The organism is Finegoldia sp. P3-F-LR (assembly GCF_052932165.1).
The window spans coordinates 23,252-44,795 of the sequence record NZ_JBRFJE010000017.1 but is presented as its reverse complement, the minus strand read 5'-3'; the positions used below and the strand labels follow the sequence as shown (position 1 = coordinate 44,795).

19 protein-coding genes are annotated in these 21,544 nt (G+C 34.3%); 2 read left to right on the top strand and 17 right to left on the bottom strand.

Features of this window, described 5'->3' with window-relative positions:
• The 9 genes from ACU68U_RS07240 to ACU68U_RS07200 form a co-directional block, all read right to left on the bottom strand.
• On the bottom strand, nucleotides 1–3,904 hold a 3,904-nt coding region (locus tag ACU68U_RS07240; protein ID WP_446763050.1), incomplete at its 3' end, for an InlB B-repeat-containing protein.
• Between the two features lie 878 nt (nucleotides 3,905–4,782).
• Complete coding sequence (gene faf / locus ACU68U_RS07235; protein ID WP_446763049.1) at nucleotides 4,783–6,675, bottom strand: adhesion factor FAF; 1,893 nt, start codon at nucleotides 6,673–6,675, stop codon at nucleotides 4,783–4,785.
• Nucleotides 6,676–7,416: 741 nt separating this feature from the next.
• Nucleotides 7,417–7,851 carry a GNAT family N-acetyltransferase gene (locus tag ACU68U_RS07230; RefSeq protein ID WP_446763048.1) on the bottom strand — a complete coding sequence of 145 codons (435 nt, stop codon included), beginning with the start codon at nucleotides 7,849–7,851 and terminating at the stop codon, nucleotides 7,417–7,419.
• A 23-nt stretch (nucleotides 7,852–7,874) separates the two neighbouring features.
• Complete coding sequence (locus ACU68U_RS07225) at nucleotides 7,875–8,573, bottom strand: YwaF family protein (RefSeq protein ID WP_446763047.1); 699 nt, start codon at nucleotides 8,571–8,573, stop codon at nucleotides 7,875–7,877.
• Entirely contained in the window at nucleotides 8,573–9,292 is a 720-nt protein-coding gene (locus tag ACU68U_RS07220; RefSeq protein WP_446763046.1) for a Type 1 glutamine amidotransferase-like domain-containing protein, read from the bottom strand. The genes ACU68U_RS07225 and ACU68U_RS07220 overlap by 1 nt, the downstream gene beginning before the upstream one ends.
• Nucleotides 9,293–9,301: 9 nt before the next feature.
• A complete protein-coding gene (locus ACU68U_RS07215; protein ID WP_154254838.1) occupies nucleotides 9,302–9,700 on the bottom strand; it encodes an HIRAN domain-containing protein in 399 nt (132 codons plus the stop codon).
• Nucleotide 9,701: 1 nt separating this feature from the next.
• A complete protein-coding gene (locus ACU68U_RS07210) occupies nucleotides 9,702–10,490 on the bottom strand; it encodes a DnaJ domain-containing protein (protein WP_446763045.1) in 789 nt (262 codons plus the stop codon).
• A gap of 661 nt (nucleotides 10,491–11,151) precedes the next feature.
• The gene (locus tag ACU68U_RS07205; RefSeq protein ID WP_446763044.1) at nucleotides 11,152–14,505 is read right to left on the bottom strand and encodes an FtsX-like permease family protein; all 3,354 of its coding nucleotides are present in this window, start codon (nucleotides 14,503–14,505) and stop codon (nucleotides 11,152–11,154) included.
• Nucleotide 14,506: 1 nt separating this feature from the next.
• Entirely contained in the window at nucleotides 14,507–15,208 is a 702-nt protein-coding gene (locus tag ACU68U_RS07200; protein WP_446763043.1) for an ABC transporter ATP-binding protein, read from the bottom strand.
• Between the two features lie 111 nt (nucleotides 15,209–15,319).
• On the opposite strand from ACU68U_RS07200, the gene ACU68U_RS07195 reads away from it, so the two are divergent.
• Nucleotides 15,320–15,865, top strand: coding sequence for a TetR/AcrR family transcriptional regulator (locus ACU68U_RS07195; RefSeq protein WP_446763042.1), 546 nt, complete (start codon nucleotides 15,320–15,322; stop codon nucleotides 15,863–15,865).
• Between the two features lie 29 nt (nucleotides 15,866–15,894).
• On the opposite strand, the gene ACU68U_RS07190 is transcribed toward ACU68U_RS07195, so the two are convergent.
• The 6 genes from ACU68U_RS07190 to ACU68U_RS07165 all read right to left on the bottom strand — a co-directional run bounded on the left by ACU68U_RS07190 (nucleotide 15,895) and on the right by ACU68U_RS07165 (nucleotide 18,707).
• Entirely contained in the window at nucleotides 15,895–16,407 is a 513-nt protein-coding gene (locus ACU68U_RS07190) for a nitroreductase family protein (protein ID WP_281683165.1), read from the bottom strand.
• Between the two features lie 121 nt (nucleotides 16,408–16,528).
• Nucleotides 16,529–16,750 (bottom strand): hypothetical protein, encoded by a 222-nt coding sequence (locus ACU68U_RS07185; RefSeq protein WP_446763041.1) that lies wholly within the window; start codon nucleotides 16,748–16,750, stop codon nucleotides 16,529–16,531.
• A gap of 107 nt (nucleotides 16,751–16,857) precedes the next feature.
• Nucleotides 16,858–17,058, bottom strand: coding sequence for a cold-shock protein (locus ACU68U_RS07180; RefSeq protein WP_035108999.1), 201 nt, complete (start codon nucleotides 17,056–17,058; stop codon nucleotides 16,858–16,860).
• A 198-nt stretch (nucleotides 17,059–17,256) separates the two neighbouring features.
• The gene (locus ACU68U_RS07175; protein WP_392434177.1) at nucleotides 17,257–17,736 is read right to left on the bottom strand and encodes a pyridoxamine 5'-phosphate oxidase family protein; all 480 of its coding nucleotides are present in this window, start codon (nucleotides 17,734–17,736) and stop codon (nucleotides 17,257–17,259) included.
• Between the two features lies 1 nt (nucleotide 17,737).
• Nucleotides 17,738–18,415, bottom strand: coding sequence for a DNA alkylation repair protein (locus ACU68U_RS07170; RefSeq protein WP_446763040.1), 678 nt, complete (start codon nucleotides 18,413–18,415; stop codon nucleotides 17,738–17,740).
• Nucleotides 18,402–18,707, bottom strand: a complete 306-nt coding sequence (locus ACU68U_RS07165; protein ID WP_154271987.1) for a hypothetical protein — start codon at nucleotides 18,705–18,707, stop codon at nucleotides 18,402–18,404. Before ACU68U_RS07165 ends, ACU68U_RS07170 begins: the two co-directional genes overlap by 14 nt.
• A gap of 70 nt (nucleotides 18,708–18,777) precedes the next feature.
• On the opposite strand from ACU68U_RS07165, the gene ACU68U_RS07160 reads away from it, so the two are divergent.
• Nucleotides 18,778–19,686 (top strand): diacylglycerol/lipid kinase family protein, encoded by a 909-nt coding sequence (locus ACU68U_RS07160; protein ID WP_446763039.1) that lies wholly within the window; start codon nucleotides 18,778–18,780, stop codon nucleotides 19,684–19,686.
• A 297-nt stretch (nucleotides 19,687–19,983) separates the two neighbouring features.
• Here the strand turns inward: ACU68U_RS07160 and ACU68U_RS07155 are convergent, their stop codons facing one another.
• Both ACU68U_RS07155 and ACU68U_RS07150 read right to left on the bottom strand, forming a co-directional pair.
• A complete protein-coding gene (locus ACU68U_RS07155; RefSeq protein WP_446763038.1) occupies nucleotides 19,984–20,562 on the bottom strand; it encodes a LemA family protein in 579 nt (192 codons plus the stop codon).
• Between the two features lie 9 nt (nucleotides 20,563–20,571).
• Nucleotides 20,572–21,525, bottom strand: a complete 954-nt coding sequence (locus ACU68U_RS07150) for a DUF3137 domain-containing protein (RefSeq protein ID WP_446763037.1) — start codon at nucleotides 21,523–21,525, stop codon at nucleotides 20,572–20,574.
• Nucleotides 21,526–21,544: the final 19 nt, after the last annotated feature.

Genomic DNA, 21,544 nt, shown 5'->3' with positions numbered 1-21,544 from the left:
CTGGAATATTGTCAACTGTCCATTTACCATCTTTATCAACTGTTGCTTCACCAATCTTGTTACCATCTTTATCTTTTAATACAACTGTTGCTCCTGGAACTCCTGTACCACTTACACTTGTATCTCCTGCTTTTGGTTCAGTAATTGTTGGTTCTGCTGATGTTTGTTCATCAGCGTCTTTCCAAACAGCATATACTGTTGTTGGTTCAGTTAATTTTGTTACATCGATAACATCTGCTTCTTTAGCATCAGCTGTCTTTGCCCAACCAACGAATTCTTTTCCTTCTAATTTTGGATCAGCTGGTTTGTTTACTCCATCGCTTATATCATCTGTCTTTGTAGTTGAATCGTCAGCAAATTTACCGCCGTTAGCGTCAAATGTTACTAGTTTTTCATTAGAATAAATTGCGTAAACTACTAGGTGTGTGGTTATAGGTGTTTCAGAAGTGAATTTCATTGAAGCATCAAGTTTGTTGAAGGCAGCTGATTTAACAGTTGTTGCTCCAAGTTCAGCTTTACCTGCTTCAGTTACCCAACCTAAGAATGTTTTTCCTTCTGCTGTTGGATCTTTTACAAATTCATCACCTGTACCAGCTGCTACATTGGCACCAGTAAATCCATTAGCTACATATCCTTCATCGTCAAGATATTTTACGTTGTCTGGGGCAATTCTTATTGATTTTTTGCTTGCATCTTCAAATTGTCCTTCTGTTGTATCAAATAATACTCTTGTTCTTACTCTTGCTTCAACTAATTCAGTTGGTAGTGATGATCCGTCTGATGCGTTGAAATAAAGTTTCTTATCTTTTAGTAATTTTAGACTGTGAGAATTATCTTCTCCTGCAGCATCTCTTGGCGCTATAGCTCCAGCTCCGATTGTTCCTAGGGTATTTAAGTCAATATCATATCTGTATACCCTATAACCTTCACCTTTAAGGTCTATATTAGAACTATTGTCAGTTGTAAGATTTCCCTTATCATCATATTCATCAGCTAAGGCTTGTGCCTTACCTAGTAGTGCTTCATTATTTATAAGCTCAGTACGCATCCTTATTAATCCACCATCATACTTAGTATAACCTTGGATTTTGGATGTATTAGTCATGAAGTTAGCATTATCTGTTGGCATTACATGAGGATCTTTATAGAAATCATCAGTTCCTTCTACATAATCATTTGTAAAGATAACTTGGTAAGGTTTATAAAGTGACTTATTTATTGATAGGATAGATAATTTATCAGATGAGTCTGTCCAAGTTAGGTCCTTATATTGGTCAATCTTGGCTAGATTTGAGTATCTAATTGATGAAGTTTCACCTGCTTGGAGTTCTCCATTTGAATTATAAGATTCTATAATTATATCTGTACCTGGTTCTACTTTTGTTAAATCTATTTGGAAATTGCCCTCAGCTTTAGTTACTGCTCTATTAGGCAATCCCTTTATCATTTTTTTATCTGTTTCTTCCCATTTTACTATGCTCTTGCCTACTATTTTAAATTCAAAGGAAGCTTCCTCAGTCTTTCCTTTAGGAGTATATCTAACCTTATAATAGCCTCTGTCTACTTTGTAGTCTTTAAAAATATGAGTTGTTAAAATTTGTTTATCATAGTCTAAATCTAAAGTAGCTGCGCCTTGATCTCTTTCGGTACCATTACTTACTTCCATAAAGTTTACTGGATCTTTATGGTCAGCTGTGTAAGGCATATAAACTTTAAGAGTATCGCCAGCCTTGATAGTAGCGCCTTCTCTTAATGTAAATTTAAATATTCCATTTTTAGAGATTGTTTCTATTTTTTCTATAGCATTGTCGGTACCGCCAGCTTTATAAGTGTAGTAACCTTGTTGCTTTCTGATTATAGCTTGGTCAGAATCGCCAATCTTAATCATAATTTGGCCACCTTCTGGCATAGTGGTTGTATTTACTAAGAATGATTCGCCTTTTCTAGCTACATAACCATTTTCATATTTCTTTTCATAAACAGTCCAGCCTTCGTTATTAGGGTTTGTCCAACCAGACATCATTGAATAGTCCAGTTTTCTGGTTTTATTTTCATTAAAAGTTTCAGCAAGTTTTGTCTTATCCACTACATAGTCTATTGAAGAGATATAGAAGCCTTGTAGCATTGTGTATTGGTCATGTTTTTCGACTTCTACTTTGTTAAGGCCATCTTTTTGGTAGGCATTTGGAGCTATAACAATGTAAGCACTCTTTCCGTCTTTTGTGTAGTTTATATCACTCTTCTTAATACCAAATCTGTGTGCGTATGGTGACACCTCTCTACCTGTTGTTAGGAGGTTGACATAGGCGATATTTCCAGCATCATCTGCTTTTAAGTAATTAACAAGGTTTTTGTCAAATACTTGTGTAAATCCTATTGGTTGGCCACCTGTTGTTGGAGAAGCATTCAAACCTGATCTATCTCCGTAATATTGGGTCCTAATTATACCTAGTTGGGACTCATCCTTGTATTCTTTAGGGTTTGCAATAAATTCTGAGAAGAATGTCTCTTGACTTGTTGCATTATTCCCATCTTTTTGTTTACCACCCTTTAGGAAGGTGTTATTGATATTATCTTCAAGGGCTACTGATGTTGTCTTGGTATAGGTTGAGTAGTCCATAGAAGTTTTCTTAGGAGCGTAGGCATATATCCTCTTGCCGTCTTTATCAGTTAACCTCATTTGGACAGTATAGTTTTTCTTTACTAGGTCTGCTACTTTCATCTTGTCTTTTAAGACAAGGTTGATAGGTAGGTTATACCTAGCAGCTGTTATGTCGCCCCTAGCGTCAGAAAGATTAATTTCTCTTTCTTTTCTGTCATTAACAGGGATTAGATTATATGTTCCTTTTTCATTTCCTGTAAGACTTGAACCGACTACATAGGACTTATCATAGTCTATAAACTGGTCTAATTCTCCAAAGTTAAATCTTGCTCTGTACCAAACTACAGTTTCAGCACTTTCTCTTTCTTTATAAACAAGTCTTATAACTGTATTACCATCAGCATCCTCAAAAACTCCGTCGTAGTCTATGTCACTCATTTTAATAGGGTCACTATAACCTACTCTAACTAGTCTTTGGTCTTTTCCTATTGCCCAACGGCTCTTATCTTGGACATCTTTGTCCCAGTTTTCTTTAGCCTTATCTTCAGTAAATTCTTCTGATGCTTCATTAGGAGCTGTTACTGGTTGTTTATCGCCTAGTTCACTAAATTCTAGTTCTTCAAATTCTGACTTATCAAGTTCTTCTTGTGTTTCGTATACTTTTACTGTGATGATTTCTTTTTTTGTTGATTGGTCAGCAAAAGTAATTTGAATTGTAGCGATTTTTTCTCCGTCTGTTGTTGTATCTGCTGGAGTTTCTACTTTGATAGTTGCATCTTCTGGAAGATTCTTAAAAGCTTTTCTGTAGTCTTCTACACTTTGACCTTTTACTACTTTAATAGCTTCTAATTCAGGTACATAACTATCCGATTGCTTTGCTTGTTCTGTTTTTCCTTCTGTTGCTGTTTCAGATGTTTTTTCAGCAGTTGTTCTAACAGTTCTGTCTTGTGCATTTGTTTCTGTTGCTTTTGAAGAATAAGCTTGTACATGAGAAACTGGTTGTTCAGCTTCTGTTGTATCAACAGCTTCTTTTGATTCAGCAGCTTCTTCTTTTGGTTGTTCTGATTCTTCTTTAACGTTTTCAGTGTTTTCAACTTCTGTTGATTCAACTGTAGCTTCTACAGCTTGTGGTTGTTCAACTTTTTCAGCTGCAACAACATTTGGTGTGAAGAACATCATGTAACCTAAAAGACATGAAACTACACCTACTGTTAGCTTTCTAAGACCGTATTTTGGTCTTTCGTTAGAGCTTTTGGCTCTTTTTTCGGTAATGATTTTTTCAAAAATCTTTTTGTTATTCATTACGTTTTCCTTTCTTGTTATAATTTTTTCTGTTGGTTGGTTAATTTCTGTAACAAAAATAAAATTTCATATCAAAAAAGTGTTACTTTTTTGTAATATTTTCATTTTAAATCCGTTTCAAAAATCAAACCACAACAGTTGTGAACTTAGAATTTTATTTTTTAAATAATGCAGAGCCCGGGAATTGGCTTGAAAACTAATGTACAAGAAGAATGATTCGTTCAGAAGTTTTCATCACATTAATTAAGAAAACAATTCTTCGTATGGATATTTTATCACAATGAACAAAAATTGCAACCCAAATGATAGTAAATAAAACAAATAGAAATTTCGTTGAATTTCTTCGTTTTATTGTAATTGCTTGTTAAAAAACAATCTTATGATAACTTATGAGCATTTATTCTTATCATACTAAATTATGTATTGTTATACTTTTATTTTCTTGATTATGTAAATTGCAAATAGTAATGAAACGACTCAGAAATTATGATTTCTATGATTGTGGTTAAAAATTTTAAATAATCATTTAATTTATTAAAAAATAATGGAATAAAATCAAATTCACTATAACTTTTTAAAAAATTCTTTAGTTTAAAATCACATAACAAATTAATCAAATCAATTTATCGCAGAATTTAAATTTGTTTAGATAAAATGTGACAATAGATTTGATGAAATTTTAGAGATGATTTTGGGAATATGAATTTTTATTATTTTTTAGCTTTTTTATCAGAATAATTTTAATGCGAGTATTTGTTTCGAATTATGTTAGCTATCTATTGAATTAAAAAGAATTATGCTAGCTGTCTATTTAATTTAAAAAAAAGAGAGGACTTACGTCCTCTCTAAATCTTTTTAGTATAATCTATTTGCGTAAATTATTTACGTTTTTTAAGTGAAAGATAAGCTCCACCCATAGTAGCCATTGCTGCTGCTGCTATTGTAGCTGCTTCAGCTGCTGCACCTGCTTTTGGTAATGCTTTCTTTTCTTTAGCTGGTTTAGCTGGTTTTTTGTTGTTTTCTTTTTCTGCTTTTTCTGGTTTTTTGTTATCTTTGTTGTCTTTTTCGTCTTTGTTGTCTTTTTCTTTTTCAACTACGATTGTTCCACCATCGATAACTTTTTCGTCTTTTTTGTCGTCTTTTTTGTCTTCTTTTCCACCCTTGATAGTTACATATTCAGGAATTTCTACTGTAGCATCTTTTTTAGCTTCGTCTTTTTTAGCTTCTTCAGCGTTGTTTTCAGCTTTTACTTCAGCTTCTGGTCTGAATAAACTTTTAACTTCAGAAACCATTTTTCCTTTTTGAACTACTTTGTATCCTGTTGGAACGTGAGTTACAGCAATTTTGTAAGTTCCTTCAGCAATACCCTTAACAACGATGTCTCCGTTTTCATCAGAAGTTCCAACGTAAACTTTTGTACTATCTTCGATGTTAGTGAAAGTTAATGACAAACCTTGTACACCTTTACCAGCAGTATCTTTTACTGCAAACTTGTAAGTGTATACTGATTTAACTTCTTTGATTTCGTCTTTAGTTTTATCGTATTCTTCTTTAAGTTTGTTTAATTCTTTTTGTAATTTTGCAATAGCTTCTGCTTGTTCACTCTTGCTTAATTCAGCGAAGTTTTCGATTTCTTTGATCATGTCAGCATCTAATTTGCCAGCTAAAGAATTAATTCCTTGATTTTGATCTTTTAAGATAGTGTTAATTCTAACATAGTTTTCTTTTAATTGTTTTTCAATTGATTTTAATTCTTCAGTAAGTTTGTATGCTCTTTGGTTAGCTTTTGCATATGCTTTAGAAGCTGCTTCATATGCTTTGTTAGCTGCTAAATAGTTTTCAAATGCTGCTTCAGCGTTAGCTTTTGCATTTTCATAATCTTTGATTGCTTTTAATTTAGCTCTTTCAATAAGAGTTAATTCAGCTGCTGCATCTCCATAGTTATCATTTAATTTATATTTTTTGTTTAATTCTTGAAGTTTAGCTTGGAACAATGTATCTGCTTGTTTGTTAGCTTTTTCTAAGTTTTCTTTAGCTGTGTATTCAACTGTAACTTTTTCATCATGAGCTTTAGTTCTTTCAACTTTTAATTGAGCAACTTTTGCTTCTAAGTCTGTAACAGTTTTTTTAGCTTGATCATATTGTGCTTGTGTTCCTTCTGGTACATCTTCATCTTCATCAGCTATAGTTTCTAAAGCTTTTTTAGCTGCAGCTAATTCATTTTCAGCTCTATCAAGATTTGTTTGAGATACTTCATATTTTCTATTTACGCTAGCAATTGTATCTTCAAATTTTTCTTTAGCTTCTTTTTTAGCTGCATCACGAGCTGCTTCTGCTTCTTTAACTAATTTATTATATTCGCCAACTTTAGCATCGTAAGCATCTAAAGCTTTTCTCTTAGCTAATCTAGCTTTTTCTTGAGCATCTTTTGCATCTTCCCATGCTTTTGCTGCTGCTTCGAAGTTAGCTTTTGCTGCTTCATAAGCTTTTTTAGCTGCTGCTTCTTCTTTTTGTAATTTTTCAATCAAACCTTCAGAAGTTTCTCCAGCTTTCCATTCTTGAGTTACAATAGCTGCTCTTCTAGCTGAAAGTTCAGCGATTTTTTTAGCTAATTGATCCATTCTAGCAGCTGCTTGTTGTTTAGTTAAGTTTAATTCTTCAGTGTAAGAATTTTCTTTAGAATTCTTTTCAGCGAATGTTCCAGCTGGAACTGCTGTTACAACTAAAGCACCAGCTAATGCTGCTGTCAATAACTTTTTGTTTAATTTCATTGGTATATTCCTCCTAAAATTTTTAACCTTCATAAACTTATATTTGTATCATTTATGACTGTTTCTTTGTAATTATATTTTAAATCAAATAATTTAATAAATCAAGCTTTTTAATAAAAGTTTAGTGCTGATTTATCTAAAATATAACTTAATAAACTTTCACTTCATGATAACGTGTGTCTATGTAACTTTTATTATACTATAATGAATTAAATTTTCAACCTTTTTTCGGGAAATTTTTGTGTTTTTACATATTTTTAATGGATTTTTGATGTTTTTTTGATATTAGATGTATTTATTCTTGGTTTTTCTTGGTTTGTATTGGTAGATTTCGCTTAATTTAAATTATTTTTTTGAGTTTGTTTTTGATTTTTATGTTCTAATTTTTTTCGATTTCTTTCTTTATATATTATTATATGTTCGTGTGGTAATTATTAGAAGTGTTGTTATGTGAATATTGTGATATCTGTGAAAATATTTACCTGTCAATTTCGTTATAAAATTATTGCTAGCAGTGGTACTTATAGCACAATGTTATTTGATTTTGAGTTTGTTTGATTTATGTCAGATGCTTTGTATTTACGCTTTTATGTTAAAGTATCTGTTTATTCGATGTTCACTATCGGTACTGTTAGTATAAATGAGATTTGTTTTTGTAACTTTTTTGTAATTTTTTTCTCTTATTTTTATTTTTTCCAAAGAAAAACACCAAGTTTTTTGTCCTTGGTGTGTTGTCGTATTTTAACGTACAATGTATTTCATCTGTATATGTGGGATTCCATCTTCATCGAACGGTTCTGATGTTTGAATGAATCCTAATTTTTCGTAAAATTTTTTGGCATAGGTTTGTGCTTCTATGATTATTGTATCTGCGTGAAGTGTTTGCTCCGCAAATTTCAGCGCTGCTTTCATTATTTGTGTTCCGTATCCTTTGCGTCTTTCTGATGCGATTACTCTTCCGATGTGGAATGTGTCTTCTATTTTGTACAATCTACAGTAAGCCAAGATTTTTGAGTTGTCGTTTTGCAAATATATGTGGTGGCTGATGGTGTCGATATCGTCTACTTCGTGATACGGGCATTGTTGTTCAACTACGAATACGTCGACTCGGAGTTTGTAGATGTTAAATAGTTCTTGTGTTGTAAGCGTGTCGAATGGTTTGATGATTGTGTTCATTGTTTCTCCTAATAGTTGTGCGATTATTGTTGGATAGTTAGTTGTGGTTCTATTTGTGTGTTTTGTACGAGTTTGTTGTGTGTTTTTTCTGCAATTGTAATCAAAGATGTGATGATTAGTGTCATTATTAGGAATGTGACTTTTGGTGTGAATTTCACTGGTACTGATTGTGGAAATTGTACTAGGTATCCGTAATTTGTGTGGATTATTAGGTTGACTGTCATGATCAATGCGTTCATTATGGTGGTTATGATGAGTGAATGTTTTAGTTTGAGTGTTGTTTGTTGTGTGAATAATATTGTCGCTCCACAATATCCTAATAGCAAATGATTGATGATATAGGTAAGGTTGGTTACGTGTGGCCACAAGTATTTGGATGGGTCTGGGAATGTAAATGCGATGATGGCTCCGATGAGTCCCATCCATGCGAAGTAGCGCATTAGTTTGTCCTTATGCAAAATGTAAGCTATTAGCATCATGATTGCTGATATTCGGCAATGAAACAGCGGCAATCCTTCTTTGATAAAAAGTGTATTATTTCCTGCGTACCATGCAAATAGTAGTACTTGACCAAACAATCCAACAAATAATGCCGGTTTGAGTAGGTTGGTTTTGTGTTTGAGTTTGTATGCCAAAAAAATTACTAGGACTAATGATAGTCTTAGTAATGTTATGTTGATATTGGTGTAGGCATCTTCGTTGTATCTGAAAAATTCTGTCATTAATTTACTCCTCGTAGATTTACTGTTTCTGCTGTGTTACATACTTTTTTGATTTTGCCGTCTTTTATGACGTAGCAATTTCCGTAGATTATGTTTTCTGTGGCTACGATGTATGCTCCATCTTCTATGGCGTAGAATTTTCTTCCGTAGCTGTCTGGTAGTGTGACATCTTCCATGATTCGTTGGTTGTCGATTCGTTGATGTTTGATCTCTTTGTAGTGTGGAAGTACAGATATATCCACAATTCCTAGTCCTTTGAGAAATCTACGGTAGTGAGTGGATTTGACTTCGCCAAAATTTTCTGGCTGTGCGTATACTTCTTCAGCACTGTTCATGCTCCCTGCACTGATTCCAATCACTAGTCCGTTGTAGTTTTTGATGTATTTTTGAAGATGTATGTGATGGAAGAATTTGTTCTGTGTGGGAACGTGACCTCCTGCCAGTATTATTAGGTTAGATTTTGATATTAGCTGTTGTATGATTGATTTTTTGTAAATGGATAGTACTTCCCAGTCTTTTACAGTGAATCCACTTTTTTCGAAGGCTCTTTTGTGGTGCGAGCTAATTGTGTTGGTTAAAAGTGGTGTGTGTGGATCTGATGGAACGTACAGACAGTAGATATCCTCTACGTATTCGTGGATTTTGTCGACAAAACCATTTTGGCTGTTAAGTTGTCTTTTGTCAGGAGACATTATGTCGCTTGTAAGTATCACGTTCATTGCGTTCTCCTATATTTCGTGCAAATATATTTCGATTTGGATTTTGACCCAATTATCCAATATTTCCTTGGATATTACTTTGCCGTAGAGTAGTTTTCCAGCGTCCATTAATCGTGAAAATACAATGTTGTCAGCTTTTGGTACGTATCCAATCTTTACGTTCATATCATTTCTGATTTCGATGGCGTTAGCATCGTAGGGGTTGTCCTGTTGTCTGTAAAATTCCAGCCTATCTCCTATGTGGATGTGCTTTTCTAATTCGTCCATTCCTTCGATGTGTGTGGTCCCTGCGATATGCGTATCGAACAGCAAAATATCACGTTGGAACGGTTTGATTCCAGCTAAGCCATGTCCATCAGTGTATTTTATTCTCAAATAATCGTTGTTCTTTTTTATGATGTCACTCATTTTATTCCTCTTTCAGAAAGTTTTCGATTTCTTCGGTGTATATTTGTATTTCATAAGAATACCTGTCGAACATTTCGTTAAGTTCCTTGTATCGTTCGATGGTTTTTTCTTTGTTTACCAATGTTTCTTTTAATATATATGGATAAGTCGATTTGATTTCTTGAATTTGTGAGGTGAGTTTGTCAACTAATTTGGTGAGTCTTTGTTTTTCTTCAAGGGAATTTTCAACTGTGATTGATTTATCCTCCAATGATATTTCTATCATTTGTAATTCAAGCAAGTTCCCGTTTTCGTAGCATTCTACAACCTTGTTGAAAAGTTCCTTTTCGTATTCTGTGACATTTGGATTCATGTCTGGGTGTAGTTTTTTAATTAGTTTTCTGTAGAGAGATTTTAGTTCCTTATCTTCCTCAACGGATAATCGCGGTAACCCTTGGCGAATTTTCGCATCTTCGATTTCTCCAAGCTTAGCGTTAAGTATCTTGTAGAATTCCTCCAATTCTTTTTCAAGTTGTTCGTCAATCGTATCCAAATCGATAGGCTTATTGTGATTACGAGAAGTTATAATTAATTCCAGCTTTCTTTTCAGCCTGCGATACTCACATTCCGCTTCATATACCTTGTATTCAAGCTTTCCGAATTTCAGAACGTATTCAGCTTCAATATTCTTGCATTCATGAAACAATAAATTATCGCGTTCAAGTAAAAGCATCGACACAGATACTCTGAGCTTGTCCAGCTCATCGTCGTATTTGTCATTGTAATCCACCTTAACGATTTTTTTAATCATAGCCTTCTCCCCCGATAATTTCTTTAGTTTATTTTACCACAATATTGGGGCTTTTGGGGATGTAGGGTGAAATGTTGTTAGTGTTTTGATGGTGTTAAAAAAAGTATACGTCGTGCGATTGTGATTTTCGTAAATAAACCAAAAACATCGTAAATAAGTGAATCATTCGGAAAAAATTGGAATAAATTTCAGCGAAATGAGACGTTAAAAATTGTGCAAAATTCAATCGAAAAAATCCGCCCAAAATTTGACCGCGTAAGCGAAGCGTGCTTCAAATTTTAGGATTTTGAGATTAGAATTTTCCATTTTTTGTAAGCCAGACGAATGTGCTACGAAAACGGGGAAGAAAAAAGTAGATGGAGAATGTTTGCTGAATAATTTAGCATTGAAACAAACCAAAAACATCGTAAATAAGCGAATCATTCGGAAAAAATTGAAATAAATTCTAGTGAAATGAAACGTTAAAAAATCGCACTGTTTGAGCGTCAGCGAGTTTGCGATTTTAGTTTCATAAGCGATGAATTTATCAATTTTTGTAGACAGATGAGCGTTTTACGAGTTTTTGTGTTTCCCTGTCCCTGTGTGATGTATGTGTGGTGCGAAAATGTGGAATTGAAAAAAAGTAGAAAACCTTGCAAACACGGTTTTCTACTTCCATTATTTAATCTACTGATTTTAATGCTTCAAGCATATCTACTTTTTTCAATTTGTGGTTGACTATTACTCCCAATGCGTAGAGTATAACAATTACTAAAATTACCGGTAAGATATATACCCACACTTCGATGTTTGGGTTGAAGAATATTTCCGCTGGTGCAACTTTTTCGAGGATTACTTTGTGAAGTATTTTCCCGCCAAATATTCCTGCGATTATTCCAATAATTGACAAGCAGATTGTCTCACGATAGATGTACATGGTTACTTCATTGTTGAAAAATCCCAATACTTTTATCGTGGATAATTCTCTGATCCTTTCAGCTACGTTGATGTTGGTTAAGTTATACAGAATTACTATTGCAAGTAATAGCGACATTATAGTTAGCACTGTCATTACTTTCGTGAGCGAGTTGGTCATGGTTTCAACTTGTATGATGACGTTGGTGTTTTGTGACACGGCTTTGATTCCATTTGATGCCATGAATTTCGCTGTGACTTTTTCAACGTTTGCTTTGGATTTGTCCTTGAGTGCGATAAAGTAGCTGTTGTCGTCGACTTTTTCGCCAACTGATTTTTTGTAGTAGTCGTCACTCATGAAGATAAAGTGTCCGGCGTACATTTTGGTGATTTGTGCTATTTTGAATTTTCTATCTTGATTTGCGACTTTTAGCGTTATTGTGTCGCCTGTTTTTGCTTTCATCAAATCGGCAAGTTTCTGCGATACGACGATGCCATCATCTGTTATTTTGAGCATATCTTCGGAGTTTTTGTGTTCCAAATTGATGTACGGAGAAAATGTGTCCGTGTGTGTGACAAGCATCGTGATTGTTTGTTCGTCGTCAATTCCTTTGATGTTTTTCGTGATATTTTCAAAATGAACTGGAATGTAGCCTGTAATGTCGTCTGATTTTAATAATCGGTCGATTTTCTGTTGTTCTTTTTCTGTAACGAAATCCTTCTTCGCAACTACTGCATCGTATTGGATGATTTGTCCGTATTGTTTGGTTTGGATGCCGTTGATTGAGGATGAAATCCCAAGCCCTGCGAATAATAGCGCGACGGATCCTGCAACGCCGAATATCGTCATGAACATTCTTTGCTTGTATCTGAAGATGTTACGAGCTGTGACTTTTTGCGTGAAGGTCATTCTGCTCCACAACGGTGTGATTCTTTCCATGAAAATCTTGGAGCCTTTTGTCGGTGGTTTCGGTAGCAATAGTTGTGCCGCTGTTTCTCTTAGTTCTTTGACTGAGATGTAAACCGCTGGGAGTACGCTGCAAAGTATCGCGAAAAGCACCGATAAACCAAGTATTTTGAATGAAAAATAGTACTTGACTGGTGGTATCGTCATGTTTGCCAAAAGCGACGTGCACAAAATGTACGGAAGTGCGTACGTTCCAAGTAGCGTTCCCAAAATCGTGCCCAATCCTCCGGAGATTAGCCCGTATAAAACGAATTTCTTGATTACATCAGCATCATTATATCCCAACGCCTTCAAAATTCCTGCGTTGTTTCGTTCTTCTTGGACAAATCGTGTCATTGTCGTGACTGTTACAAGAGCTGCGACAAGATACAACACTACAGGGAATAAGTTACTTACTTTCGTGATTCCCGATGATGTCGTTTCGACCATTTTTATTCCGTCGCCGCCTGGCATTGTTCTTCTTGTATATGTCGAATATTCTGGCAACGACAATCCATCGATTTCTATTTGCGCATCGTGAATTTTGGATTCTGCGTCTTGGATTTTGTCGTCGGCTTTTTTCTTTTCTGTTTCAAATTCTTTTTTCTTGTCGTCAAGTTCTTTTTGTGACGATGAGATTTTGTTCAATCCTTCTTGGATTTGTCTTTTTGATGAATTCAGCTGTGCAATTCCGTTTTGGTATTTTGTTTTGGATGCGTTGAGCTGATTGCGTCCAGAGTTGTATTTCGCAACAGAATTTTGGTAGAGTTTTTTCTTCTCGTTAAGTTTAGCTTGTGACGAATCAAATTCATCAATTTTTTTCATTCCAGATTTGTATTGTTGAAGTCCCTGATTGTACTTCGCCAATCCTTGGTTGTACTGAGCTTCGGATTGTTGTATTACTTGAGCTTGTTCTGTGATTGAGCTTTCAGCCTGTTGAATTTCTGGAACATTTTCTGGATTTATTCCCTGCTTTTTTAGTTCTGCTTTCTTTTGTTCAAGGTTTTGCTTTGCTTGTTGTAGCTTTACTTTTCCTTGTTGGATTTGGACGTTTGATGAATCTAACTTTGCTTTCGTGGCATCAAGGGTCGATTTTGCTTGTGATAGCTTCTTTCTGTTTGCTTCGACTTCTTTTTTCTTAGAATCCAATTGCTTTTGTCCATTGTCAAGCTGAATTTTCGCATCGTCCAATTGTTTCTTAGATGCTTGAAGGCGGCTTTCTGCCGATTCGATTTGGTGTTTTGAATTTTTGATGACAGATTCCTTTTCTGCGATTTGTTTTTTAGCTGATACTAGCTTTGATTTTTCGTCGTCGATTTTCTTTTGTCCGTCGGATAATTTCTTCTCTGCATCTGCGATTTCTTTCTTGGCATCTTCTATTTTCTTCTTGGATTTTGTGATTTTATCATTTGCCTTGGATTTGATTTCTTCGAGTCGTTGTTTGCCGTTGTCTTTCAAAATCTCGTCGAGTTGTTTCTGATGTTTGTCGACTTTTCTTGTATATTCACTGTCTGTGAAGTTAAGCCCACGCACATCTTTGTAACGCGCACGTGCAATGGTGTAGACGTCTGTGTCGAAGTTGTCTGTTGTTACAACTCCGTAGCCTTCCAAGTTTCCAGATCCCGCAGAGGAATTTCCCAAGGCTGTCTTGGAGATGATTTCCGTAGAATTCACAAATCCCGTCACGGTGAAGTCTTCCTGTTTCAAAATCTTGCTGTCTTCGTCTTTTTCTTTGAATTTGATTTTATCTCCAATTTTGTATTTTGATTTGTATTGGTCAGTAAGTGCTATATCTCTGATTTTTTGTGGGAAATTGCCGCTCACAAGCTCAAACTTAGATATGTTTTTAGTATTAGAAAATATTCTGAATGATGTTGGCGTGTCACCTATCGTCGCATCTGAAAAATATCCATATTCAACGTCTGCGATGTTTTTGATTTGGTCGATTTCCTTCGCATCATTTTCCGTGATTCCGTAATCGCTGATGACATTGATATCGGACAAATTATAATCTTCGTAGTATTTGTTAGCCGATTTGTCGATGTCGGGGCCTGTGACTTTGAGTGCGACAAGTGTCATGGATCCAAGCATCATCAACAACATTATCGACAAAAATCGTCCCTTAGATTCTATAAACGATTTGAAAATCGTCTTGTTCAATGTTTTCTTTTTCATTTTAGTATTCCAACGTTTCTATATTTTGTGGGTTTGGGTTCAAGTCGATATTGCGAATTTTCGCGTCGTGCATGTGAATAACTCTGTCTGCAATCGGAGCCAACGCTTGGTTGTGCGTAACGATAACGACTGTCGCGCCTTCTTTTCTAACCATGTCTTGCAAGATTTTCAAAACTTGCTTGCCTGTGTGATAATCGAGAGCTCCCGTTGGTTCGTCGCACAATAATAGCTTGGGATTCTTCGCAACTGCACGTGCGATTGCGACACGTTGTTGCTCCCCACCTGATAATTGCGCTGGGAAGTTGTCGATTCTTTCTCCAAGTCCAACTGATTGTAAGACTTCCGTTGCATCTAAAGCATCTTTTACAATTTCAGATGCTAGTTCCACGTTTTCTTTGGCGGTTAGATTTGGAACTAGATTATAGAATTGAAACACAAATCCTACGTCATTTCTTCTGTAATTCGTCAGCTCCTTTTCGTTGAATGTGCTAATATCCTTGCCATCTATTAGTACATTTCCTTCGTCATTTGTATCCATTCCTCCGAGAATATTTAAAACGGTTGATTTGCCCGCTCCTGATGAGCCGAGAATGATCGCCAATTCTCCTTTTTCTATTTCAAACGATATGTCGTTGTTTGCAATTATTTCGGATTGTCCTGATTTATAGCGTTTGTAGCTGTTTTTCATTTCAATGTATGCCATGATTCACCTCTTATATGAACAATGTGTTGATTTATCTTATAAATTATTTTATATTAAAAGTAGAATTGTAACAAAACAATAGTGAACAGTTTGTTGATTTAAGGAGATTTTATGATTAGAGAAACAGATACGAGGGACAAATTAAAAAAAGCGTTGACGATTTTGTTGAACGAGAAAAGTTTGAATGATATTTCTGTGAGCGAATTGACAAAAGAGGCTAGCATCAATCGTGGAACTTTTTATTTGCACTACGATGATAAAATGGATTTGGTGGATAATTTGGTGGAGGAAATCTTCGAGGAATTGAAGGAGATTTTGATGTCGGAAAAAGTCGGCAGCAAATATTCTTACGATATCATCAAAAAGGTTATCGATTATGTAAAGGATGATTTCGATTTTATTTACGCGTTGACGATGAACAGCTACAATTATATCAACGATATGTTGAGGAAGTTTTTGTTGGCGTTGATTGAAACACTTCCGGAGTTGAAGCATTCGATTGACAATCACCCGTTCTTGCCAAAAGATTATTCGACGGAGGTTTTTTTGTCATTGAATTCGGGAATTATTTTACATTGGATTAGAAAAGGCGGCGTGGAAAGTACAGAAGAATTGGCAAATTATTTTTACCAAGTGAGCAATCAAAAAACGACTTAGTCATTAATGTGACTGAGTCGTTTTGCGATTTAAATAAATGTTACTGTTTCTGACAAATCTTTTCTTTTGTCGTGAAGTGGATTGATTTCAGAATCTTCATCAGGATAGCCGATATCTAGCATCATTAGTACTTCTTCTTTTGCAGGAAGTCGGAACTTCTTGTGAGTTATATCTGGATCCAAGAAATTAATCCAACAACTTTCCAATCCTTGATTTTTCGCTGCAAGCATCAAATGAGTAGCGACAATTGTCGCATCTTCTATTCCGGAATCTCTTCTATCTCCAGGATATGTAAACACGTTTGTCTTATCGAATGTTACAAGCAAAACTGTACTTGCGCCGTATCTACAAGGTGTCACTTCGTCGACTTTCTTCAAATTTTTTTCTGATTGTATTACATAAATGTGATGTTCTTGTAAGTTTTTCGCTGTCGGAGCTAGTCTTCCAGCTTCCAAAATCTTGTCCAGTTTTTCCTTTTCTACCTTTTTGTCGCTATATTTTTTGCAAGAATATCGATTTTTGATTACTTCTTCAAAATCCATATTATTCCTCCCGTAATTTTTAAAAATCTAATACTAATATATCACATTTATGAGATTTTGTAATATTTTGACAAACAAAAAACCAGTACACATTTTCACGCGTACTGGAATATCCTATTAATTACTTTTGTTGAATGAAGTTGTTGAAAACTTCTGTCAATTTTTGTTTTACATCTTCTGGGATTTGACCTTCTGATTCTTCAACTTTTTTGTAAAGATCAGGGTGTTGTTCTTTTACTTTGTTTACTATTTCTGATAGTGCACTACCTTGTAAAAATCCTGGTATTTTGTTCTTCAATTCTTCTGGAATTAAATCCATAATTTTTTGTTCTGTGTTTGCCATTTTGTGTCCTTTCTTGATTTAAAAATATTGCGACGTTCCTACAGTACATTTATACCCATTTTCTAAAAATTAAAAAGGTCCAACCAAAATGATTGAACCTTGTTGTATTATAATTTAACTACGTTAACTGCTCTGTCGCCTTTTTCAGAAGCTTCAACATCGTAGGAAACTTTTTGTCCTTCTTCTAATGTTCTGAATCCTTCTTGTTGGATTGCACTTTGGTGAACAAAAATGTCCTTGTTGTCTTCTCCTGTTATAAATCCAAATCCTTTAGTAGAATTAAACCATTTAACTGTTCCGTTACTCATAATATCCTCCTTGTTATTCCGTAGAATAACCGTACCACTGTACAATTTTATTTTTTGTGATAACTAATTAATTTAAGAGAATAAAATATTTTACAAAACTTTGATTCACTACCTTAATTACTTACTACTTTTTCAGTATACAACTTAAAAGTTATACTGTCAAGCATTTTTGATTAATAGTCTTTGTGTTTTATAAGTTTATTTTTTCATTTCTTTATGTTTTGCAGTCATAGATGTAACTGTTAATTTAAAAACTCTAGTTCTCGGAATTGCTTTTGGATTGAATTCAAAATGTTCCACGTGATATTTGTCCGTCATCACAGTTAGTGCTTTGAATTTTTCTTGCTGATCTGTCACATATTCGACTACACCCTTGCCCATTATGCACGAATAATTCATCGTGCAGTATCCTATTTCTCTATTGGAATACAAATCGTGATTGCAATCCATCTCAAAAGAAGCCTTGTTGTTCTTGTCGATGAGTTCGTATTTGTAGCCTTCCAACGCTCCATGAAAATACAAAACCAATTCATTGTCAATCACTTCGTATCCAAAATTAAGCGGCAAAATATACGGATAGCCGTCATCATCCATAAGTCCAAGCCTTACCACATCACATTGATCAATTATCTTCAATTGTTCATCAAAACTTGTGATTTCACGATCTTTTCTTCGCATCTTATCTCCTTTTCTTTAACGATTTTAGATATTGTTTTTGTTTTGGTGTAATTCTGAAACTTTCTCTCGCTTTTTGAATGGTTTTATTGTGTGTCCAACTCTCCAGCAAATTATCTTCCAACACGAATACAACATCGTCCCATTGTTTTGCCAATGCTGTCGCAAAAAACCACGCAATCATCATATTTACATAGTATTCTTCGCTTCTGATATCAGTCGCTATTTTCAAATACTCTACCTTGAACTCATCATCCAAGAAATATTTCATCAAAAGACAAATAGCCACTCTAATAGTGTAAGGGTGAAATGATTGTGCCCACAATTTTATTTTTTCGATTAATTTGTCGGTATTTTTGGTGAAAATTTTCGGCGAAATGCAATCGCACACCGCCCAATTATCGACAAACGGAAGAAATCTCTCCAAGTGATCTACACAATCGTCATAATTTTTCATGTTGGAAATCAAAATAGAATGAAGCATATTTTCTTCGTAATATGTGTGCGGCAAATCTTCCATGAAAATTTGTACCTGTTTTTCATCGATTTTTTTCGCTAGTTTTCTCAAATCAGGCATTCTAACTCCAATTATCGTTGACTTGTCGATATTAGGAATTAGTTTTGCTTGAAAATCACGATATTTAAAATCTTGTAGAGATTTAAGTTCATTAATTATTTTCATTTTTATTTCCAATCAAAGTATAAATCTTATATCCAACGCTTACCGTCATCAAAATTCCAAATACAAAAAGCTTTACTGCAACTGACGAATTTCCTTGTTTGAAATATCCGTAACCTGCCCAGTACAGCAAGACTGTGACGATAGTAGCAATTATCCAAAAAATCACCACTAATATTTTGTAAATTTTGTTGAGCGTCGGATTGTCTTTTCTATTTCTAAAAATTCTTTCGAATAATGCTATAAGTCCTACAACTATCAGCACGTAAATTATATTATAAACAAATTTATTCATGACATCATCCTTTTTGTAAAATTCTATGTACAGCAATTTATGTTTATATTATAATATGAATGGTGATTAAATGAAATACGTGTTTTTGTTGAGTAGCAAGGCTGGAGCAGGCTCATTCTCAGAATTAGAGCACTCAATTGTGAAGTGTTACTCAAGCAATAATTTGAAATGTACAATAATAAAAACAGAACACAAAAACCACGCCTGTGAAATCGTTCAAAAATATTGTGATTGTTCGGACGTCGTTTTGTATGTGTGTTCAGGAGATGGAACATTAAACGAAGTAATAAATAAAATGAAAGAAATCAATGCTAAGTTCAGCGTGGGACTTATTCCATCGGGAACAGCGAATGATTTTTCTAAGAATTTCGATTATTCAAACTTCAAAATCGAAAACACAATCAAGCCCGTTATTGACGATATCGATTTAATCAAAGTCAACGGAAGATATTGTGTGAACGTGCTCAGTTTCGGTTTTGATACAGTGATTTTAAATTCCGCGTATAATTTGTTGAAGAAAAACCCAAAACTCAGGGCAAATGCATATCCTCTTGCCGTTTTTCAAAATATATTTAAAATCCCAAAATACAAGATGGAATCTAGTACAAGTAACGGAGAAAACGGAGATGTGAATTTGAAAGGATATTATCTTTTAGGTGCCATTTGCAATGGTGGTTTCTACGGAGGAGGGTTCAATCCTTCACCATATGCGAATTTGACCGATGGAGTGTTGGAAATGTGCTTGGCAGAAACAATGCCATTGTACAAGATAATTCCTTTGATTTTTAAATACAAAAAAGGTGCTCATCTGTCACATCCTCTTATTCATTTTCAAAAATTGACTAAAGGAAGTATCAAATTCGAAAAAGAATTGATGGTCAATGTCGATGGAGAAATCTTCACGACTGATTTCTTGGATTTTGAGGTGGTTCCAAAAGCATTGCGATTTGCGAGAGTTTGTGGTTATAGGAAGAAATAAAGTTTTTGTCACGGATATGATACAATATCTGTGACAAAGGAGAATTTAAAATTACTCATTAAAAAATCAGAGCTTTTTAATCAGCTCTGATTTTTGTGTGCTATTTTATAAGATTTTTTAATGAATCAACATTTTCTTGTGGAACATATTTTTCTCCATCCACAAATATACATCTCTTACCTTAAGACTTGTAATTTCATACATTATTCTCTGTACTACCCTTCTTTTTTTACTCAAAAAAAACTTCCAAGATCGTTACAATCCCAGAAGTTATCCCCTATATTTTTACCTATTCAATTATTTTACATCATAGTCGAATTCATTTATTGACCTTTTAACGTCTATGTTTTGTTCTTTAAGAAATTCCATTTCTTTCAACCCTTTAGATTTTGCGACAACTGATTTTGGAAAAGACACGATTTCTTGGTTTATTACGCTGATATTGTTGTTTACGATTCTTTTTGCAGCGGCTAATTGTTCATTTTCGTCGCTGATTTCATCTTGTAAATTGATGAATTCTTGTGACGATTTAAGATTCGGGTAGGCTTCTGCAAGTGCAAATATTTTGCTGATTTCACGGTCTTGGTTTTGTATTGCGGAATTAAATTCCTTGATATTTGCATTTTGTCGAAGTTTAATTACATCCGAAAAAGTTGAGCTTTCATGTTTTGCGTATGATTTGGCTACTTTTATCATTTCACAAATTGTGTCGTATCTTTTGGCTAATGCTATGTCCACGTTTTTCTTGGATTCGTCTATAACGACTTTGTATCGGTTAAATCTATTCGATGTTTTTACCCACCAAATTAATACTATAAAAATGATTAATGCAATTATTCCAATTGCTGTGAATTCCGAATTTAAAAATCTGTCCATAATTTCTCCTTATAATTTTTCACCTATTATATCTATTAGAGAGTAAAATCCAGATAATTTTTCTCTAACTTTTTCGTATTCTGTTGAAAGCGACAATTCATCAACTTGTTTTTTCGTTTGTGGTAATGCAAATAAAAACACATTCGATTCGAATGATACGGAGATGTATTGTTCATTCATGTATAAGCACACTCTCATTTTTTCTTTCCAATCGTTCAATAACTCTATAATTTTAGGATCTAGAATTAATCTTGTGTAGAAATCATCTGTTGAATATATTGCGTATGAGTTGTTGAATTCCAGGGATTCCGTCTCAATTCCTTTTTCTATTTTTGTTTTCTTGCCGTAGTTTCCATGATTTCTAAACCCAAGTACTTTACCTTTTTTTATGGGAACTACTCTTATGTGTCCATTTATTTTAGTGTCAAATTTCGCCATTAAAATCTGTCCACAAAAATCGATAATTCGTCGTGTGTGTCCTTCGCTATCTTCAGTTTCTGTGTATGCTTGCATATTAGAAAACTCTGTTTTGTAATCATCACCAAATACTATGTGGCAGTTTCCAAAATAATACTGAGAATCAGGAACCAGCCTTTTCATTACTTTCACATCAATTTTCTTAGAATAATCAATTGTTGTATCCGGCAAGATTTCATTCAACACTGGTAATAGGAAATTATCAATGTAGGAGTTTGCAAGTTCATTTCTTCGTTGTTTTGAATATTTGTTCCAAAAATACACTATAGCAGCCATTACAAGAAGCGAATAAATATCTAGCATCGCTCTTAATGCAATAAATCCGAATATGGCACCTATAACTAATACAAATGGATTAATGATGTTATTCTTCATTCCATTTTTTACTGAATGTAGTTTTGATTGCATTTGTGGAGAATTTTCTATTTGTTTAATTCGTTTTACGATTTCGGGATTGGTAAATTTATCCCTGTATTTTTTCCTCACTGCTTTTCCTTTCACTCAC

What these genes read in the sequence shown, in the direction of transcription:
- faf (WP_446763049.1), bottom strand. Translation starts at nt 6,675, where the DNA reads ATGAAATTAAACAAAAAGTTATTGACAGCAGCATTAGCTGGTGCTTTA.
- ACU68U_RS07230 (WP_446763048.1), bottom strand. Translation starts at nt 7,851, where the DNA reads ATGAACACAATCATCAAACCATTCGACACGCTTACAACACAAGAACTA.
- ACU68U_RS07225 (WP_446763047.1), bottom strand. Translation starts at nt 8,573, where the DNA reads ATGACAGAATTTTTCAGATACAACGAAGATGCCTACACCAATATCAAC.
- ACU68U_RS07220 (WP_446763046.1), bottom strand. Translation starts at nt 9,292, where the DNA reads ATGAACGTGATACTTACAAGCGACATAATGTCTCCTGACAAAAGACAA.
- ACU68U_RS07215 (WP_154254838.1), bottom strand. Translation starts at nt 9,700, where the DNA reads ATGAGTGACATCATAAAAAAGAACAACGATTATTTGAGAATAAAATAC.
- ACU68U_RS07210 (WP_446763045.1), bottom strand. Translation starts at nt 10,490, where the DNA reads ATGATTAAAAAAATCGTTAAGGTGGATTACAATGACAAATACGACGAT.
- ACU68U_RS07205 (WP_446763044.1), bottom strand. Translation starts at nt 14,505, where the DNA reads ATGAAAAAGAAAACATTGAACAAGACGATTTTCAAATCGTTTATAGAA.
- ACU68U_RS07200 (WP_446763043.1), bottom strand. Translation starts at nt 15,208, where the DNA reads ATGGCATACATTGAAATGAAAAACAGCTACAAACGCTATAAATCAGGA.
- ACU68U_RS07195 (WP_446763042.1), top strand. Translation starts at nt 15,320, where the DNA reads ATGATTAGAGAAACAGATACGAGGGACAAATTAAAAAAAGCGTTGACG.
- ACU68U_RS07190 (WP_281683165.1), bottom strand. Translation starts at nt 16,407, where the DNA reads ATGGATTTTGAAGAAGTAATCAAAAATCGATATTCTTGCAAAAAATAT.
- ACU68U_RS07185 (WP_446763041.1), bottom strand. Translation starts at nt 16,750, where the DNA reads ATGGCAAACACAGAACAAAAAATTATGGATTTAATTCCAGAAGAATTG.
- ACU68U_RS07180 (WP_035108999.1), bottom strand. Translation starts at nt 17,058, where the DNA reads ATGAGTAACGGAACAGTTAAATGGTTTAATTCTACTAAAGGATTTGGA.
- ACU68U_RS07175 (WP_392434177.1), bottom strand. Translation starts at nt 17,736, where the DNA reads ATGCGAAGAAAAGATCGTGAAATCACAAGTTTTGATGAACAATTGAAG.
- ACU68U_RS07170 (WP_446763040.1), bottom strand. Translation starts at nt 18,415, where the DNA reads ATGAAAATAATTAATGAACTTAAATCTCTACAAGATTTTAAATATCGT.
- ACU68U_RS07165 (WP_154271987.1), bottom strand. Translation starts at nt 18,707, where the DNA reads ATGAATAAATTTGTTTATAATATAATTTACGTGCTGATAGTTGTAGGA.
- ACU68U_RS07160 (WP_446763039.1), top strand. Translation starts at nt 18,778, where the DNA reads ATGAAATACGTGTTTTTGTTGAGTAGCAAGGCTGGAGCAGGCTCATTC.
- ACU68U_RS07155 (WP_446763038.1), bottom strand. Translation starts at nt 20,562, where the DNA reads ATGGACAGATTTTTAAATTCGGAATTCACAGCAATTGGAATAATTGCA.